General features: G+C 69.6%; 16 protein-coding genes. 5 read left to right on the top strand and 11 right to left on the bottom strand.

The window, feature by feature from the left end:
• Positions 1–19: 19 nt before the first annotated feature.
• From ACZ6D7_RS29485 to ACZ6D7_RS29440, 10 genes are all read right to left on the bottom strand, one after another.
• Positions 20–1,480 (bottom strand): DNA primase family protein, encoded by a 1,461-nt coding sequence (locus ACZ6D7_RS29485; protein WP_469497086.1) that lies wholly within the window; start codon positions 1,478–1,480, stop codon positions 20–22.
• On the bottom strand, positions 1,477–1,806 hold the full coding sequence (locus ACZ6D7_RS29480) for a hypothetical protein (RefSeq protein ID WP_469497084.1): 330 nt from the start codon (positions 1,804–1,806) through the stop codon (positions 1,477–1,479). The genes ACZ6D7_RS29485 and ACZ6D7_RS29480 overlap by 4 nt, the downstream gene beginning before the upstream one ends.
• Before the next feature lie 71 nt (positions 1,807–1,877).
• A complete protein-coding gene (locus ACZ6D7_RS29475; RefSeq protein ID WP_469497081.1) occupies positions 1,878–2,741 on the bottom strand; it encodes a bifunctional DNA primase/polymerase in 864 nt (287 codons plus the stop codon).
• A complete protein-coding gene (locus tag ACZ6D7_RS29470) occupies positions 2,738–3,784 on the bottom strand; it encodes a DNA cytosine methyltransferase (RefSeq protein ID WP_469497418.1) in 1,047 nt (348 codons plus the stop codon). Before ACZ6D7_RS29470 ends, ACZ6D7_RS29475 begins: the two co-directional genes overlap by 4 nt.
• A 230-nt stretch (positions 3,785–4,014) precedes the next feature.
• Positions 4,015–4,479 carry a hypothetical protein gene (locus ACZ6D7_RS29465; RefSeq protein ID WP_469497078.1) on the bottom strand — a complete coding sequence of 155 codons (465 nt, stop codon included), beginning with the start codon at positions 4,477–4,479 and terminating at the stop codon, positions 4,015–4,017.
• A gap of 11 nt (positions 4,480–4,490) precedes the next feature.
• The gene (locus ACZ6D7_RS29460; RefSeq protein WP_469497075.1) at positions 4,491–4,946 is read right to left on the bottom strand and encodes a hypothetical protein; all 456 of its coding nucleotides are present in this window, start codon (positions 4,944–4,946) and stop codon (positions 4,491–4,493) included.
• 204 nt (positions 4,947–5,150) lie between these two features.
• Positions 5,151–7,265 carry a P-loop NTPase family protein gene (locus ACZ6D7_RS29455; protein ID WP_469497072.1) on the bottom strand — a complete coding sequence of 705 codons (2,115 nt, stop codon included), beginning with the start codon at positions 7,263–7,265 and terminating at the stop codon, positions 5,151–5,153.
• 119 nt (positions 7,266–7,384) lie between these two features.
• Positions 7,385–7,702, bottom strand: coding sequence for a hypothetical protein (locus ACZ6D7_RS29450; protein ID WP_469497070.1), 318 nt, complete (start codon positions 7,700–7,702; stop codon positions 7,385–7,387).
• Between the two features lie 76 nt (positions 7,703–7,778).
• Positions 7,779–8,663, bottom strand: a complete 885-nt coding sequence (locus ACZ6D7_RS29445) for a protein spdB (protein ID WP_469497067.1) — start codon at positions 8,661–8,663, stop codon at positions 7,779–7,781.
• Positions 8,660–8,929, bottom strand: a complete 270-nt coding sequence (locus ACZ6D7_RS29440; RefSeq protein ID WP_469497064.1) for a DUF6284 family protein — start codon at positions 8,927–8,929, stop codon at positions 8,660–8,662. Before ACZ6D7_RS29440 ends, ACZ6D7_RS29445 begins: the two co-directional genes overlap by 4 nt.
• 439 nt (positions 8,930–9,368) lie before the next feature.
• On the opposite strand from ACZ6D7_RS29440, the gene ACZ6D7_RS29435 reads away from it, so the two are divergent.
• From ACZ6D7_RS29435 to ACZ6D7_RS29420, 4 genes are all read left to right on the top strand, one after another.
• The gene (locus tag ACZ6D7_RS29435) at positions 9,369–10,169 is read left to right on the top strand and encodes a GntR family transcriptional regulator (protein ID WP_469497061.1); all 801 of its coding nucleotides are present in this window, start codon (positions 9,369–9,371) and stop codon (positions 10,167–10,169) included.
• A complete protein-coding gene (locus tag ACZ6D7_RS29430) occupies positions 10,166–10,870 on the top strand; it encodes a YdcF family protein (protein ID WP_469497059.1) in 705 nt (234 codons plus the stop codon). Before ACZ6D7_RS29435 ends, ACZ6D7_RS29430 begins: the two co-directional genes overlap by 4 nt.
• Before the next feature lie 748 nt (positions 10,871–11,618).
• Positions 11,619–12,209, top strand: a complete 591-nt coding sequence (locus ACZ6D7_RS29425; protein ID WP_469497057.1) for a hypothetical protein — start codon at positions 11,619–11,621, stop codon at positions 12,207–12,209.
• 448 nt (positions 12,210–12,657) lie between these two features.
• Positions 12,658–13,890 (top strand): MrcB family domain-containing protein, encoded by a 1,233-nt coding sequence (locus ACZ6D7_RS29420; protein WP_469497054.1) that lies wholly within the window; start codon positions 12,658–12,660, stop codon positions 13,888–13,890.
• Positions 13,891–14,012: 122 nt separating this feature from the next.
• Here ACZ6D7_RS29420 and ACZ6D7_RS29415 read toward each other — a convergent pair whose 3' ends face one another.
• Positions 14,013–14,366 carry a DUF6233 domain-containing protein gene (locus ACZ6D7_RS29415; protein WP_469497052.1) on the bottom strand — a complete coding sequence of 118 codons (354 nt, stop codon included), beginning with the start codon at positions 14,364–14,366 and terminating at the stop codon, positions 14,013–14,015.
• Between the two features lie 242 nt (positions 14,367–14,608).
• Here ACZ6D7_RS29415 and rlmN point away from each other — a divergent pair, with 242 nt between their 5' ends.
• Positions 14,609–15,715 carry a dual-specificity RNA methyltransferase RlmN gene (rlmN, locus tag ACZ6D7_RS29410; protein WP_469497049.1) on the top strand — a complete coding sequence of 369 codons (1,107 nt, stop codon included), beginning with the start codon at positions 14,609–14,611 and terminating at the stop codon, positions 15,713–15,715.
• The last annotated feature ends 92 nt before the right edge of the window (positions 15,716–15,807 follow it).

Genomic DNA, 15,807 nt, shown 5'->3' with positions numbered 1-15,807 from the left:
AGTCGCGACTCATCGGCACTCAGCGGCGCTCAGAGGGGTCTTGAGACGCGATGAGTCGCGACTCAGGCAAATGTGGTTCGGACACGTTCACCGTGATTCCGGTGTAGGTGACGACCTGCCGGCCGTAGGCGTCCCGGGGCCGGGAGCGGCTGAGCTGGGGGACGACGGACAGGAGGTTGCGGCCGAAGACCTGCTTGGTTCCGGGGCGTACGCCGTTGTCCTCGGCCCACTCGCGCCAGATGTTCCACAGGGTGTCCACGGGCACGCTGCACGTGGGTCCGGTGGCGCAGCGTTCGCGGATGAACGCGCTGGTGGGTGAGGCGGTGTCCTGCATGGTGGTGACGGCTTCGCGGCTGGATGCGGGTTCGGTGATCCGGCCGGTGCGCTGGAGCCGGGCGAGTCCGTCCAGGGCCCAGTTGAGGATGCCGGGCATCTCGGCGGCGAGGCGGTCGGTGAGGGTGGTGTCTTCCTTGCCAAGCCACGACACCCGCATGTTGAGCAGCACGAATCGTTTGGCGATGACGCCGGAGGAGTCGCCGAAGTGCGGCAGCTCGTTGGACAGCAGCATCAGCCGGGTGGGCAGTCTGCCAGTCCACTGCTGGCGGTATTTGCGGTCGACGTCGATGGTGTCCTCACCGGAGATCGTGAGCAGGCGTTCGACGACTTGGCTGTTGTCGTTGCCGGACAGGCGGGCGTCGGAGATGACCGCGAGCGGCTTGCCGACCAGGGTGGCCAGACCGAAGTTCGTGCCCAGACCAGCCAGGGTGGGCCCGGCAAGGTTCTCCTTGCCGACCAGCTCCTTCAGCACCCGCGCGATGGTGCCCTTGCCGGACCGGGACGGGCCGACGATGAGCAGGATCTTCTGCTGGTCGGTCCGGCCGGACAGGACGTAGCCGAACCACTCCTGGAGGGCTGCGATGGCGGCGGGGTCGTCGGGCCAGATCTGCGCCAGGAACCGTTCCCACGCCGGTGCGGTCGCGGCGGGGTCGTAGGCGAACGGGACGGACACGAGGTTGAAGAAGCCGGGACCGTGCGGCAGCAGGGCCCGGTCGCGGATGCGGAGCAGGCCGTTCTCGCACGCCACGATCGGACCGCCGTCCGGCCGGCCCTCGCCGGCGCCGTCGAGCCACGACGGGGCGTCGGTGTCGGTCGGGAGCAGGGTGATGGAGCCGAGGGCGTCGAGCAGGTTGCTGATCTTCGGTTTCGTCGGGGCCCAGTCGCGCTCCTCGGTCTCGCCGTCCTTGCCGGGCGCCCGGTAAACAGCGTGCTCCAGACGCTCGTACATGGCCTTGCGGACCTGGGCTTCGTCGATCTCCCGCCAGCAGGTGCCGTTCCAGCGCATCCAGGAAGCACGCCAGCGCCGGTAGACGAGTTGTCCGTCCTCGGCCTGCCAGTCCGGCAGCAGACGGCGCGCGACGGCCATGGGGTGCGAGGGCGCGGGGAGTTCCTCGTTCTCGGGGGCCGGGCGGTTGCCGGTCACGCGGCTTCCCTCCCTTCCTGGGGGCTGTGGATCGGGCAGAGGCTGCGGTGGAAGTCGTAGTCGTCGACCAGCGCGGCCACGGCCCGCAGGCCGGTGGCGGTGGCGGTGTGGCCGCACGCACAGGCGTATGCGGCGGTGGGGGTGTCGGCGAGGCGTTTGGACCAGCGGGCCCCGTCCTTGGGGTGGCGGTAGACCGGCGGGGCGTAGATGCGGATGCCGGGCCGTTCCGGTGTGGGGTCGTCTGGGTGGTGGAGCGGGGTGGTGTCCGGCTGCGGGTCCGGACGAAGGACAGAGAGGACGCCCTGACGGGCGACGACCTTCGGCACGCCCACGGTGGGCCGTGGCGGGCCCTGTGCGGCGCCCTGAGGGCCGTTTACGGGGGTTCGCGTTGCTTTGTTCATGCCACCTGCCCGGAGCGCGTCTCAAGGCCGTTGAGGACGGCGCGGCGGGCGTAGGGCTCGGGGACGCCCACGGAGACGGCGGCGGCCACGATCTCCTCCCCGAGGGCTTCCAGGGCGCAGGGGCCGGGGCAGGCGGTGTGCTGGGCGGCGAGGAACCGGGCGACGCCGAACGCCTGTGATCCGGCACCCGATTCGGTCCGGGCTCTCACGCGGGCGAGGCCGCGGGCGAGGCCGGTGCGAATGAAGCGCTCGGTGTGCCGGCACCCGGTGGCCGCGTGCCGGTCCCACGGGGCGCGGAGGGAAGACACCACCCCCCCGCGGGCGGGGGTGGTGTCTTCCTTCACGACCAGCGCCCGGACGGCCGCCGGGAGTTCGAGCATGCGGCCGGTGCCGGGACCGAGCCACCGGGCATAGGCCATGGACGACTTGACGTCGACCCCGGGGCGCACGTGGTTCGCGGAGCGCATCACTCCCCGGTAGATCCAGTGCTCGCCCCGTGTCGTCTGCACGGTCCGGGTCGGGGGCAGGTTTTCACGGGCCCAGTCGACGGCCGCCGCGTCGTCCAGGTCGACGACGGTCACGCCGGCGCCACCGGGGTGGTACGCGACGGCGGCGGCCCGACGCCACGTGGCCACCCACAGCGGGGAGGTAAGGGTGTGGGTCTCGGTGGTGGCGGCGGCCCAGCCGTGGCAGACACCGGGGCAGCGGCAGGGGCCGGGGGTCTTCATGTTCGGCCGTCCGCCACACGCGTTGCCCGAGCAGGCAGGGCAGTTGCCGAACGGCACCTTGCCCGCCCGCAGGGGCAGCACGGGCAGGCCGCGGGCTGCGAGACACCGGGCCGTGCGCAGATGCTCGCTCATGCGGCCGCCCCCAAGGCCGAGCGGACCGGGATGCCGGTGGGCACGGAGACGATGTGTGCGGCGAGCAGCGGGGGGACGGCGTTGCCGACCTGCTCGAACTGCTTGGTTCGGGTCCCGTGGAACGGGTGATCGACCGGGAACGATTGGAGAATCGCGGCTTCCGCGAGCGTCAGGTTGCGCTCCTCGACGCCGTCCCCCACCCACTTGCAGCGGTTCGCGGTGCTGGTGATGGTGAAAGAGGGTTCGCTCAGCGCCCGCTCGTACCGTTCGACGTCGCCGGAGGGCAGCTTCCAGCCCTGCCCGCTGCGCAGCTTCCAGGAGCGCGCCCGGCCGGTCAGTGCGTTGCTCGGGCCGTCGGCCGTGAACTCGTTGCCGCCGGCCGCCCGCCCACGCCCATCCCTGGGGCGGTCGCCGCGCGTGTTGACCGTGACACCCGACGGCAGGCGCAACGCGTCGGCCATGGACACCCAGGGAGCCGGGCACCCGCCGAACAGATCGGTCGCCGGGCTTTTGGCGTGCGTCGGAACGGGCGCGGTCACCGGGCGGACGCGGGAGGCCAGGAGGATCGCCCGCTTTCGGGTCTGCGGCACGCCGTAGTCGGCGGCGTTGAGGATGCCGACCCACACGCTGTAGCCCCAGCCGCGCAGGATCCCGGCGTACTGCTGGAACAGCGGCAGGACGTCGGGGACTTCTTCCAGGCACACCCACTCGGGGCGCAGGTCGTACAGCCAGCGCATCGGCTCTGCGGCGAGCAGGGACCGCGCGTCCTTGCACTGAGAGATGAGTTCGGCGCGGGTGTCGCGGCCATGGGCGAGGTCGTGAACGGCCTGGTGCACGAGCGCCTGATCGGCGAGCCCGCCGCGCTTGCCCGCGCGGGACCAGGCCTGGCACGGCGGCGACGCGATGAGCCCGGTTACGCGGTGCTTGAACGGATCGGTTGGGTAGGCGGCCACGTCGGTCTGAATGGTCGTGTGGCCGGCGGCGCACGCGGTCCTGCACGCCGCCGTGTCCCACTCCAGGCCGATGTCGGCCAGGCCGAGCATGCGCAGGCCCTCTGCCCAGCCACCAGGGCCACGGAACAGTTCAACGATGCCGTCGGGGACGCTCTTGGTCGAGAACGCGTCCACAACCCTGAAGGGCCGGGACACGACCGGTGCTCGCCGGAAGTCGGTCGGTTCGGTCATGCTGGATGTCTCCAGTTCCTTGATGGTGACTGGCTGGACAAGGGCGGCCCCGCGACTTTGGCGAGACGAGGGGGCCGCCCTTGGCGTAGCTACTGGTCGTCGGCCGTCGTGCGGGCGTACTGCTGGCGGACGTAGGCGCGCGGGTCGCAGATGATGCCGGGCTCGTCGATGTCGAGCAGGGCGACGGCCGCCGCGTAGGCGGTCTGGGCGTTGTCGCCGGTCGGGTCCGGCTCGTTCAGGAGCGCGATGCGGTCCAGCAGCGCGGCCTTGCGCAGGTAGAACTCGCGGCCCAGCTCGGTGAAGCACGGGGTGGCGGCGAGAGTGTCGGCCGTCCAGCAGATCTCGTCGGCGATGCCGGGGGCGTCGGCGTAGGCCTGCTCGGGGGTCGGCCACGACGCGGGGTCGGGACGGTGATCGGCGTAGAGGTAGAGGCGGGTGCGCTCGCCGCCGTCGCCGGGGTGGACGGTGATGGTCCCGGCGTCGAAGGCCCCGTCCAGGGCGACAACGACCCGGTCGGTGTCGGCGGGCTCGCAGATGATCCGGATCTCGAACACGAGGGCTCCTGTCAGCCGTAGAACTTGTTGCGCTTGATGACGGCCTTGCGGATGTTGACCGTGGTCCCGGCGCCGTGCCGGTTGCCGCTGAAGATCTGCACGGCGATCCAGCCACCGAAGATCACGGCGGCGAGGGCGATGAGCTGGGTGACCAGCGCGGCCAGCGCGGTGATGAACGCGGTGAGCATCAGCAGGCCGCCGCACACGGCGAGGAACCCCACGCCTCCGACGGCGACGTTCACCGCCGTCCGCGAGACGGCCGGCCGGGTGGCGACCGGCTCGGGCTGCACGGGGCTGACGGCGTACCCGGTGACGACCCGGCCGTCCGGCAGGACGACGCTCGCGACCGTCGGCACCGTGCCGGGCTGCACCGGCACGAGAGGCGCCACGGCGGGCGTGATGGGGGTGGGGTGGTGGACTTCCGGGGCCCGTACGGCGGGCACGTGGTCGGGCTGTTCGGGGTACATGTGGAATCCCTTCCGGTGGTCGGGCAGGGAGGCGGAGGCACACCCTTGCCGGGTAGCTGTGGAGGGGGTTTCAGGGGCGCTGACCTGCACGCCTCCCTGCCTCCCTGAAGGATCATTTGCGCAGGTGGGAGCCAGGGAGGCGGGCGAGGGAGGGGGTTAGGGAGTTCTCCCTGCCTCCCTGGCCCGGGGAGGGTCCGCCTCCCTCTACTTCGAGGCGGAAGCGGAACCGCCTCCGTCGCGGTTGGCGAGGGCGCGGGCGAGGCGGTCGCGGCCGATGACCTTGACGCCGTCGGACTTGTACGGCTCGGCCCCGGTGCCGTCCAGGACGCGGGTGAGGTCGGTGAACGACCAGCGGCCGTAGGCGTCCTCGTTCAGCGCGGAGAGCCGCTTGATGACGTCCTGGGTGCGCACCCGCGCCGCCGTGCCGACCACGGCGGCGATGTCGGCGAGCGGGTCGCGGTCCTCGCCGCGCTCGATGACGTGCAGGGTGGTGACGCCGTCCCGCAGCGCCTTGGCGCGGTCGGCGATCACCTGCGCTTCGTCGGTGCTGATGTAGTGCGTACGCACGGTGATGGACGTCTGTCCCTTGGGGATCTCGATGCCGTCGGAGGCGACGACCAGGGTTCCCTTGTCCAGGCCCTGCCGCAGCAGGTGCGGGGCGGCGCCGCCGTTGACGGCCTTTTCCCCGAGCGCCATGACGGCCTGCGATTCGGTGCCCAGCGCGAGCGAGGCGCGGGTGTGGGCGCCCTCGCGGACCAGCTTGGGGAGGTTCTGGTCGGTGGGGTCCTGCGTGCCCTGCCACAGCAGCACGTTCACGGCCCGCCCCTGGTTGTGAATCTTGCGGGCGGCCATGAAGTAGCGGGAGGTGGAGGACGACCCGCCGTAGGGGCGCTTGTCCTCGTCCTTGACCGGGCACATGAACGCGACCTGCGCCTCGTCCACGATCACGATCAGCGGCGGGAACTCCGTCCCGGGCGGGGCCTGGAGACGGCGGTTCATCTCCTCCACCGCGTCCTCCGCCATCTCGGTGACCTGGATGACGTGATCGTCGGTCGGGCCCTGGATCAGCCGGGTGGCGATGCCGTCGAACATCTTCCAGTCGCCGGCGCCCTTGAGGTCACCCAGCCAGAACTCCACCGACTTGTCCAGCGCGAGCCACAGCGCGAGCGAGCGCAGGGCGGCGGTCTTGCCCTGGTTGGACAGGCCCGTGATGAGCAGGTGCCGCTGATACAGGCTGATCGTGGCGGCGTCGCCGCGCAGGTCCTGCCCCCACGGGGCCTTGCCGGTCTTGTAGTTGGCGGTGATGGTCTCGTCGGTGACCAGCGGGGACGGGCCGATCGGCTCGTCCAGCGCGCCGGAGTCGGCGATCCACAGCCGCACCGTGCGGGCGGCCTCCGGAATCGTGATGAACACTTCGTGCTCGTGCCGGGTGAGGTTCTCCGCGAGCTTCTTGCGGCGCTTCTGCACCTCGTTCGTGGCCACCCCGGACGGGAGGGTGACGTCGACCTCGACGCCGCATCCGGCGATCCGGATGGGGCCGAGCATGGAGGCGCCGGCGTCGCCCATCTCCTTGATGGCGTTGCGCAGGGGCGCGATACCCAGGTCGCGCAGGGCCTTGACCACGATGGACGGGGTGATCGGCTCACCCGCGCCGCTGCGGACGGTGGCGGGAAGAGCCCACTGCGGGGCGGCCTGCTGCTTGCTGCCGACCGCCCACAGTGCGAGCAGGGCCAGGAACGGGCCCAGGGTGACCAGCGGGCCCCAGACCACCTGCACGATCCAGATCAGCAGGTTGATGAAGTCCACCGTGGCCATCAGCGGCGTGACGACGTCCGTCACGTCCTTCGTGGCGACGGCCATGACGATGCCGAGGGCGACCAGACCGCCTATGCCGGTCCCGGTGCCGACGGCCAGGCCCTTGGCCGCGTCGAGCGGGGAGTGGAGCAGGTCCATCCGGCGGCGGTGACGTGCCTCGCGGTAGCGCTGCCCGCGCTCCTCCCACTCGGCGGCCAGCTCCATGTTCCCCGCGGCCTCCGCCGTGCGCATGTAGCGCTCGTAGCGGGCGGCGGTCCGGCCGTCCCACGCGCGCCGGCCGACGATCCGGGCGCCGCCGACGACGTAGAGGCTGTGGCGGGCGACGGCGCGGGCGGTCGTCTTCGTGCGGTCGTGCGTGATGGCCGTCTTCACGGCGCGGCCGGAGCGCACCCACAGCGGGACGGGCGCCGGCGGGGCGGGGTCGGGGACCACGGTCAGCGTGGTCACGGCGGAGGAGTCGGTGGGGGTGGTGTCTTTGTGCAGGTGAACGACGTTCTCGGACATGCGGAAGTCTCCTCAGCACCCCACGACGGGGGCAGGACAGGAAGGGCATGCGGGAAGGGTTGGGGCCGGGACGGGCAGGGCGACCGTCCCGGCGGTGGTTCACGCGGTGCGGGCGGGTGTCACGACCAGCCGGAGGACTTCTTGGCGGCCTTGGCGGCGGCGTACTCGCGCACGATCCGCGCCCGCTCCATGTGCAGCGCGGTCAGTTCGGCCGTCAGCCGGGTGACCGCCTGCTCCGAGAGCGACTCCAGCCGGTTCTCTTGACGGGTGGCGCTCTTGCCGCGCAGGACCCGGTACGAGCCGCCAGCGAGCGCGCCGATCACGGCACGGCGTTCGCTGCTGTTCAGGGGCCAGGTCTCGCCCCGGCGGACGGCCTCCAGCTTGCGGGTGGTCTTGCTGATCTCGCGGTCGATGCTGCGGGTGTCGGGCTTGCCCATGGTCAGGAACTCCCTTGGGAACGTGTGGGGGCCGCGCGTCGGGCGGCGGGTGGGTGAGGTCGCAGGGCTCGTGCGGTCACGCCACGCGCTTCCATGCCTGCCGCAGCCGGACCTCAGAGGCGGAGTGGCCAGCCGCGCGGAAGCGCACGGCCATCTCGCGGTAGGACAGGGCCGGGGTCTCGCTGTGACGGATCTCGTCGACCAGGGCGTCAAGCTCCGCGTCCGTCAGCGCCGGGCCAGCCGCGAGCGCCAGGACCGGTTCCGTCGGGCCCCACACGGGCAGCTCCCACGTGGGTGTGACGTCGGGTGTGACGCGGGCCGTCACGCTGGTCAGCGCCCTGCCGGTGTCCTCGCCCTGCCGTGCCGTCTCCAGCGTCGACCAGGCTTCGGCGAGGGTGGCGGCGGTCTTGGCCTGGACGCGTGCGACGCGGGCCCCGGCCTGCGTCACGGCCGTCAGCCGCGTCTCCTCCGTGCCCGCCTCCGCTCGCAGCTGCGCACGCGCCACGGCCGCCTCGTCGCGCGCTTCCTGCTGGATCCCCCGGATCGCCCCGAGGGCACCGGGCGTGAGGGCGGTGCGCTCCCACAGGCCGTGCACCAGCCACAGTGCCTTGGCGGCGACCGGCAGCCACGCCACGGCGAGCCACGCGCCGGCCGACTGCTCCGCCAGCAGCGCGTGAGCGACCAGCACGCCAGTGGCGATCAGGCCGAAGAACCAGCCGACCGCCATCACGGCGTGGCTGTGGTCGCCCTGCGCGGCCAGGCGGCGTTCGTAGGCGAGGGTGGCGAGCCATCCCCCGTCGATGCCCAGACCGACGACCAGCGCGACCGGCCACGGCATCGCCGTGCCCAGCCACATCACCACCACGGCCAGGGTGAGCACCATGGACACGGCCGTCATGGCGACAGCGGGCAGTACGGTCTTGGTCCGCCCTGCGGCGGCCAGCGCGGCCCTGGTCTTCATGCCGCACCGCCCGCCGTGCTCGCGCCGGCCGCGCGGTTGGCCAGGTCCCGGCGGGCGGTGAGCACCCGGTTCCGGGCGCGGCGGATCCGGCGGGTGTCGATGTCGTTCTCGGGGTGGTCCATGGCCTTGATCTGCGCGTCGAGCAGGTCGACCTCCGCGAGGATCAGCGGGGACTCCTGCTCGATCGCGTCCAGCTCCGCGAGCGTCGGCTCACGGTCGAAATCGTCGGCGGTAACAACCACCTGAACAGCACCGATGTGCTTCATGGGTCTGTGTTCCTCTCACACAGGAACGGCCCGAACAGCGGCCCCGGTGTTCCAGCACCGGGGCCGCGCGCCGTTGAAGTCGGAAGATCCGGCTCCCCTCTGCGCTGCACGTACAAGACGCGCAACGGAGGCAACCGGCCGCAGCGTTGCTTGCGGGATTGAGTCGCTCTGTACTTCACGCGGGAGACCCCGCGTGGCCGCCTACTTGGCCAAGGAGAGGCGGCGTGATCCCCATTCAGTTGTCAAAGAGCGGCCGACGTGGGGCCCCAACTGCACGAGCTATCCCGAACCGGAGCGGCCTGGAGGCAGGCCAAAACAGCCCCTTCCAACCCGCTGTCCTAGGACTGCGAGCGGCCTGAGATGAAGATGGCACGTAGTCCTAGGACTGTCAACAGTCCTAGGACTGTGCTTCACTGGGTCGCATCGAGAGGAGTTCGGCGTGGCACCCAAGTGGCGCGAGCTGGCGGACAGGCTCGCGGAGCAGATCAGAAACGGTGAGTACGAGCCGGGCGCCCAGTTGCCCCAGATCAGGGAGCTGGTCGAGGCTGGCGAGGGCTCGAAGGCCACAGTTCACCAGGCGTACAAGGCCCTGGAGGCTGAGGGGCTGGTGACCTCGACGCGCGGTCACGGGACCGTTGTGCGGCCTCGTACTCCCCTCAAGCGGCTCGGGATCGCCCGGTACGACAAGACCAAGTGGCGTGACGGGGACGAAGTCGCGTTCATCGCAGACCGTGTGGCGTCCGGCCGTGCGTACAAGCGCAACGAGCAGACGCAGACGGTGAGCCGCGAGATTGCCAGCAGTCTCGTGGCGGAGGGCCTAGGCGTCCCGGTCGGCTCTGACGTCTACGCTCGCGCTCGTCTCGTGAAGGAAGGGGCGCAGCCGACCCACACTCTGACCAGCTACTACCGGCCCGAGCATGTCGAGGGGACGCGCATCGTGGACCCCACCCCGGGCCCGGCCGGCCGTGGCGGCGGGTACCGGGTGCTCTATGACGCTGGTTACGAGATCGACCACATGAAGGAAGCGCTGTTCGCCCGCGTCCCGACGGCGGAGGAGGTGCAGCTCCTCCAACTCCCGGCCGGGGAGCCGGTCGTCGAGTTGCACCGGACCACGTACACCGGGGACGGTACGGTCGTCGAGTTCGCCGTCGGCATCCACTCGGCCTCCCGTTTCGCGTGGGAGTACGAGTTCAAGGTTCCCGACTCCGCCAACGACAGCGGCGCGGAGGATTCAGCGTGATCTCCGAACAGGACTGGCAGGACGCCCAGCTCTTGTGGGACTACCAGCAGATGCACCACCAGCCGCGCCCTTGCTCGGTGGCCATCGGTCTGGGCAGTCACGATCTCGGCGTCGCCGACGCCACCGTTGACCTATACCGGCGCGGCATGATGCCGCTGATCGTCTTCACGGGCGCCACCAGCCGGACCACGCAGGACCGCATGCCCCGGGGAGAAGCCGAGCACTACCGGGATCGCGCTGTGGAGCTGGGCGTGCCGGCGGATGCCATCCTCATTGAGCCTTACGCGCGCAACACCGGCGAGAACATCACTCTGTCCCGCGCGCTTCTGGCAGAGCGGGGGATTGCTGTTGAGTCCGTGCTGCTCGTCAGCAAGCCGTACGAGGAACGGCGGGCCTACGCCACAGCCCAGAAACTCTGGCCAGCAGTGGGGTTCGTTAGCGCGTCCATCCTCATGACGCTCCCCGACTACGTCGATTCCATCCAGAACCCGCATCTCGTCATTGATATGCTCGTCGGCTCGCTGCAACGCTTGCTGGTCTATCCCGCGCAAGGCTTCATGATTTCTCAGGATGTACCTGATGATGTGATCTGCGCCTACGAACGGCTTGCGGGCCACGGCTTTACTAGTCGACTCATTCTTGGGGAATCGGGAACGATTCCTAACAGGTACGGTGCGGCGTTCACGTCCAGAACGTCTTAGCTTCCGTCATAATTACCCCGTCCGGCGTCGCCTACTCCGATCCACGCGCAGGGCTGGCGTATGGGTTTGAACGCTGCCAGCCTTGCCCCGCGTAGGACGGACGGACCGAGTGGGAGTAGACGCCACGGTCGCGTTGCGCCGCTTCACCATGCACCATCTGGCCCCGGTTGGATGCGTTACAGCCCGCCCATCAACCAATTCTCAAACATTGCGACGGCCTACATCGAACGGTTTGGGTCGTCGCAATGCGTTTGCCGAGAGGGAGACCATTCCCGCCAAGCTGGAGATTTTCCCCGGACCTAGGAGAGTGTTTGCAAGTCCGCCTCCCCACCTCTTGCAGCGCTGTGCTGGAAGCCACGGTATGTCCCAGGAAGCCAGGGCATGGTCAACTTGCATCAATTGATCAAGACTCGCGGGGGTTTAGTCCGTGGAGGTTTGGCTGGACGTCTCATCGTGCCTCTGACTGCTCACGGCGGCGCATCGTCGCCTCTGCCTGAGCCGGCGGGATCAATTAGCGGTACATGAGGGGACTGTGGATGTCCTGGCGGTTGTCGGTGCCGGGCGGCCCTGGGGCCGTCCGGGGGTGATCAACGACAACCGCCAACGGCCAACAACGGCCAAGGGGGGGGCAGTCGTCTTCTGTGCCCCCTTGCTGTATCGGACCAGCTAGACCCACGTGCCCAGCCACATCCGCGACCGCCAGTCGTCGATCGGGATCGCGGTGCCCGTGTTCAGGGGCCAGAAGTAGATGAAACAGCTCACCGGCAGGTTGAATGATCGGCACACTCTGGTCATGGTTGCTGCCGCTGCTGATCCGTGGTGGGCCGACTGGCCCAAGTTCGTTCCTGGCTGGCTCGCGTTCGTGTGGACCCTGGGTGCTGGTGCTCGCAAGCTATGGCTCCGCCGCCATCAACTTGCCCTGGGACCTGAGGCGGAAGAGCTACGCAAACAGCTCACTGCATTCCGTGCCCTCCTGGACGATGTGGCCTCCGGCAGCCACCGGTCGGACTGGTTCATGCATGAGGACCGGCGCGAGACCAGTCGGGCCCTGCGGGACGCCGCTGGCCGTCGGGATGACCCGGCGCTCAGACTGTCACTGAACCGGTTGGCTGATGCGTGGAATGAGATCTTTGCACTGGCGCCCCCACCGCGCGTCAAGCTGCGCTTTCTCGGCGGCATTGAAGAGGTCCGCCAGCAGCGGGACGCCGCCAGCCAGGAAGCTAGGGACGTGGAACGCATTTCCCAGATGTGCGAGCTGGCGCACACAGCACAGATCGACGTGCAGTCCGCACTCAGTCGCCTAAACGAGCTGGAGCGCAAGACGCACGGCCGCGGCTAGGGTTGTGTGATCCGTCGCGCTACGTCCTGGCAACGACGCCTAGCGGTCAGTGATCCGCTTTCTTCCGGTGGTTGGTGACACTTGCTGGCGCGCCGCGATACTCGCACTCCGGGCACGCCGTCCAGATGCCCCGCGCTTCGGCTTCGTCGACGACTGAGATCTCTGAGCTGAAGCCGTGGTGCGCCAGCAGTCGAACGACGTTGGTTCCGTAGCGTGTGGCCAGCACGGCAGCTTCGGCGATCTTGTCGTGACCTTGGCGAAAGTACGCCCCGGGTCCGGTTGCCGTCCCACATCCGCACCAGCACCTACCGGTCGGCGCCGGTTGCCCCGGGCTCGCTTCGAGTGTCATGTTCACAGGCTAGGGAACCACGGGGGCAGACCGGGCATAGATCGCGGAACCTGGCTCTTCTGGAGAGTGGTGTCAGTGCACGGAGCTACGCTGCGCCGCGTGGATGATCTCCTGAGCAAAGTCCTTGAACTCCAGCCGTCTTGGACGGCGACGAACACGGAGAAGATGCAGGAACGCGGTGCTGTCATCCGACAGCACCTGCCCGACCTACTGCGGGCGGACAAGGCCAGTCTGGCGGCCAAACTCAGGGTTTCGCCCGATGACCTGGGTGTCGAGGGGCGCGACGGTACGGGACTCAAGTCGGAAATCCCGTGGGTTCGCGTGTTCGGGCGCGAGCAGTCGCCCAGTTCGACCACCGGGTGGTACGTGGTCTACCTGTTCAGCGCATCCGGCCAGCGGGTCTACCTGTCGTTGAACCAAGGGACGACGATCTGGACGGGGGGCGTCTTCAAGGCGCGCAGGGTCAAAGACCTCCGGGCCCGTGTCGACTGGGCCCTGCCGCTGCTGGCGGAAGCGACGGCCGGGCGTCCGGATCTGCACGAGACCATCGAACTGGACGCCCGAACCCCCCTGGGGCGGGGCTACGGTCCCGGGAACGTGCTGGCTGTCGCGTACGAGCGCGAGCAGCTGCCTCCGCAGGAGACCCTGCTGGCGGATCTCCTCTTTATGACCGGGCTGCTCAGCATCCTGTACGCCGCGGAGCGACTGGCCCCATACATCCCCGGGGACCCGACCCCCGAGGTGCTGGAGGCTGAGCAGAGCGCGGCGAAGACCGCCGGCCGCCGCACCCCGAGCGGCACGCGGCCCCGCAAGGCGGGACAGGGCTTCCTGCTCACGTCCGGCGAGCGCCGGGCCATCGAGCGGCACAGTGTCCGCATGGCCACCGAGCACTTCGAGGCGCAGGGGTGGAAGGTCAAGGACGTCGGAGCCACAGAGTCCTTCGACCTCTTGCTCACAAGGGGCGAACGACGGCTGCACGTCGAGGTCAAGGGCACGACCTCGGCAGGGCTGGAGGTGATTCTCACCCGCGCCGAAGTCGAGAAGCAGCGAAAGTACTACCCCGACAACGCGCTGGTCGTCGTGCACTCGATCGAGCTGGACCGCACAGGGGTGGAGCCGGCGACGTCGGGGGGTGTCCTCCACTGCACCTCACCGTGGGTTGTGGAAGACGATGACCTCACGGTGATCTCGTACGCCTATCGAACGAAGGTTGGCGGGCCGGTGTCCCGTGATGTGGTCGGGGAGCAGGACCCGTTTCCCCCAGGCGTCCCCCAGCAGCGGCAGGCACAGGAAGAATCGCAGGCCACCGGCGGTGGAGCCAGCCCGCTGTAAATCTGTTCCGTGAGGGGGCCGCTCGCGGGGGAGCATGCGTCACCGACGCCCTCGGTCGCGTGGGGCGGGATCACGGCGCCATGGCGGCGGTCGCCTGGGCCGAGAGTCACGGTCGGTGGTGCCTACTCCAGGAATCCCAGCGCGGTATCAGGACGGCAATGCCTGCATGCCGGCACCTGCTGACGCAGTGCGTCGAGTGCCTGTGTCCGCGAGACGCCGACGCACCGGCCGCTCTTGTGCACCTTCCAGCAATCCCCGGTGTGCACCGCTACCAGATTCCTCTTGTCCAACCCCCGCTCGATCATCCACTCAGGCGGAGCCGGCCGCTTCTCCTCGCCCCGTCGACACTCTGCCTCCCGGCGCTGTTCATCGGCGATCCACCGATCGAGCTGGGCCAGCGCGGCCGTCGCCTGCTGGACCACGACGCGGCGAGCGAAGTGCAGCAGTTCTAGGCGAGAGGGCGCGGGATCGTTCACGCGTTCGATTCTAGATTCGAGTGTGAGGGTGAGCACCACCGGCCCGGGTGAAGCTGCACTGGGCCGTGCGGGGTGGAGCGACGCGGCTTCACCTGCGCAGACGCGCTCACTGGCCACGCAGGGCCGGGCCGTCTGTGGGCCGTCCGAGGGGGGCCCGGGACGACCAGGGACGACCGACAACGACCGCGCTGCGCGGCTCGCGGCGCAGGTCACGACATTCGATCTGCGACACTGGTAGGGCTATGCCTAAGCCCGGAGAACTCACGTTCGTCGCCCCCCGCGGAGCCAAGAAGCCGCCGCGGCATCTTGCTGATCTCTCGCCTGCGGAGCGTAAGGAAGCCGTCGCGGAGATCGGTGAGAAGCCGTTCCGCGCCAAGCAGCTCGCGCAGCACTACTTCGCGCGGTACGCGCACGACCCCGCGGAGTGGACCGACATCCCCGCCGGGTCGCGGGAGCGGCTGCGCGAGGCGCTGCTGCCCGATCTGATGACGGTCGTACGGCATCTGTCGACCGACGAGGGGACCACCCGCAAGACGCTGTGGCGGCTGTTCGACGGCACGCTCGTCGAGTCGGTGCTGATGCGCTACCCGGACCGGGTGACGATGTGCATCAGCTCGCAGGCGGGCTGCGGGATGAACTGCCCGTTCTGCGCGACCGGGCAGGCGGGGCTGGACCGCAATCTGTCGACCGCCGAGATCGTGCACCAGATCGTGGACGGGATGCGGGCGCTGCGGGACGGGGATGTTCCGGGCGGGCCCGCCCGGCTGTCCAACATCGTCTTCATGGGGATGGGCGAGCCCCTCGCGAACTACAAGCGGGTGGTGGGGGCGATCCGCGCGCTGACCGACCCCGCGCCGGACGGGCTGGGGCTGTCGCAGCGCGGTATCACCGTGTCGACGGTCGGGCTGGTGCCCGCCATCCACCGGTTCTCCGACGAGGGGTTCAAGTGCCGGCTCGCGATCTCCCTGCACGCGCCGGACGACGAGCTGCGTGACACGCTCGTCCCGGTGAACACGCGCTGGAAGGTGCGCGAGGTGCTCGACGCCGGGTTCGACTACGTCGAGAAGTCGGGCCGTCGGCTCTCCATCGAGTACGCCCTGATCCGGGACATCAACGACCAGGCGTGGCGGGGCGACCGGCTCGGCCGGCTGCTGCGCGGAAAGCCGGTGCATGTCAACCTCATCCCGCTGAACCCGACACCCGGGTCCAAGTGGACGGCCTCCCGGCCCGAGGACGAGAAGGCGTTCGTCGAGGCCATCGCGGCGCACGGGGTGCCGGTGACCATCCGGGACACCCGTGGTCAGGAGATCGACGGTGCCTGTGGTCAGCTCGCGGCCACCGAGAGGTAATCTGGCCAGGTACCGTCACATCTTCATATTCCGACAGGGGAGCGCCACAGCGCTGAGAGTGCGGCAAGCAGGCCGCAGACCCTCTGAACCTC

The organism is Streptomyces sp. NPDC041784, from assembly GCF_055591025.1.
This window is presented reverse-complemented; position numbering and strand designations above follow the sequence as displayed.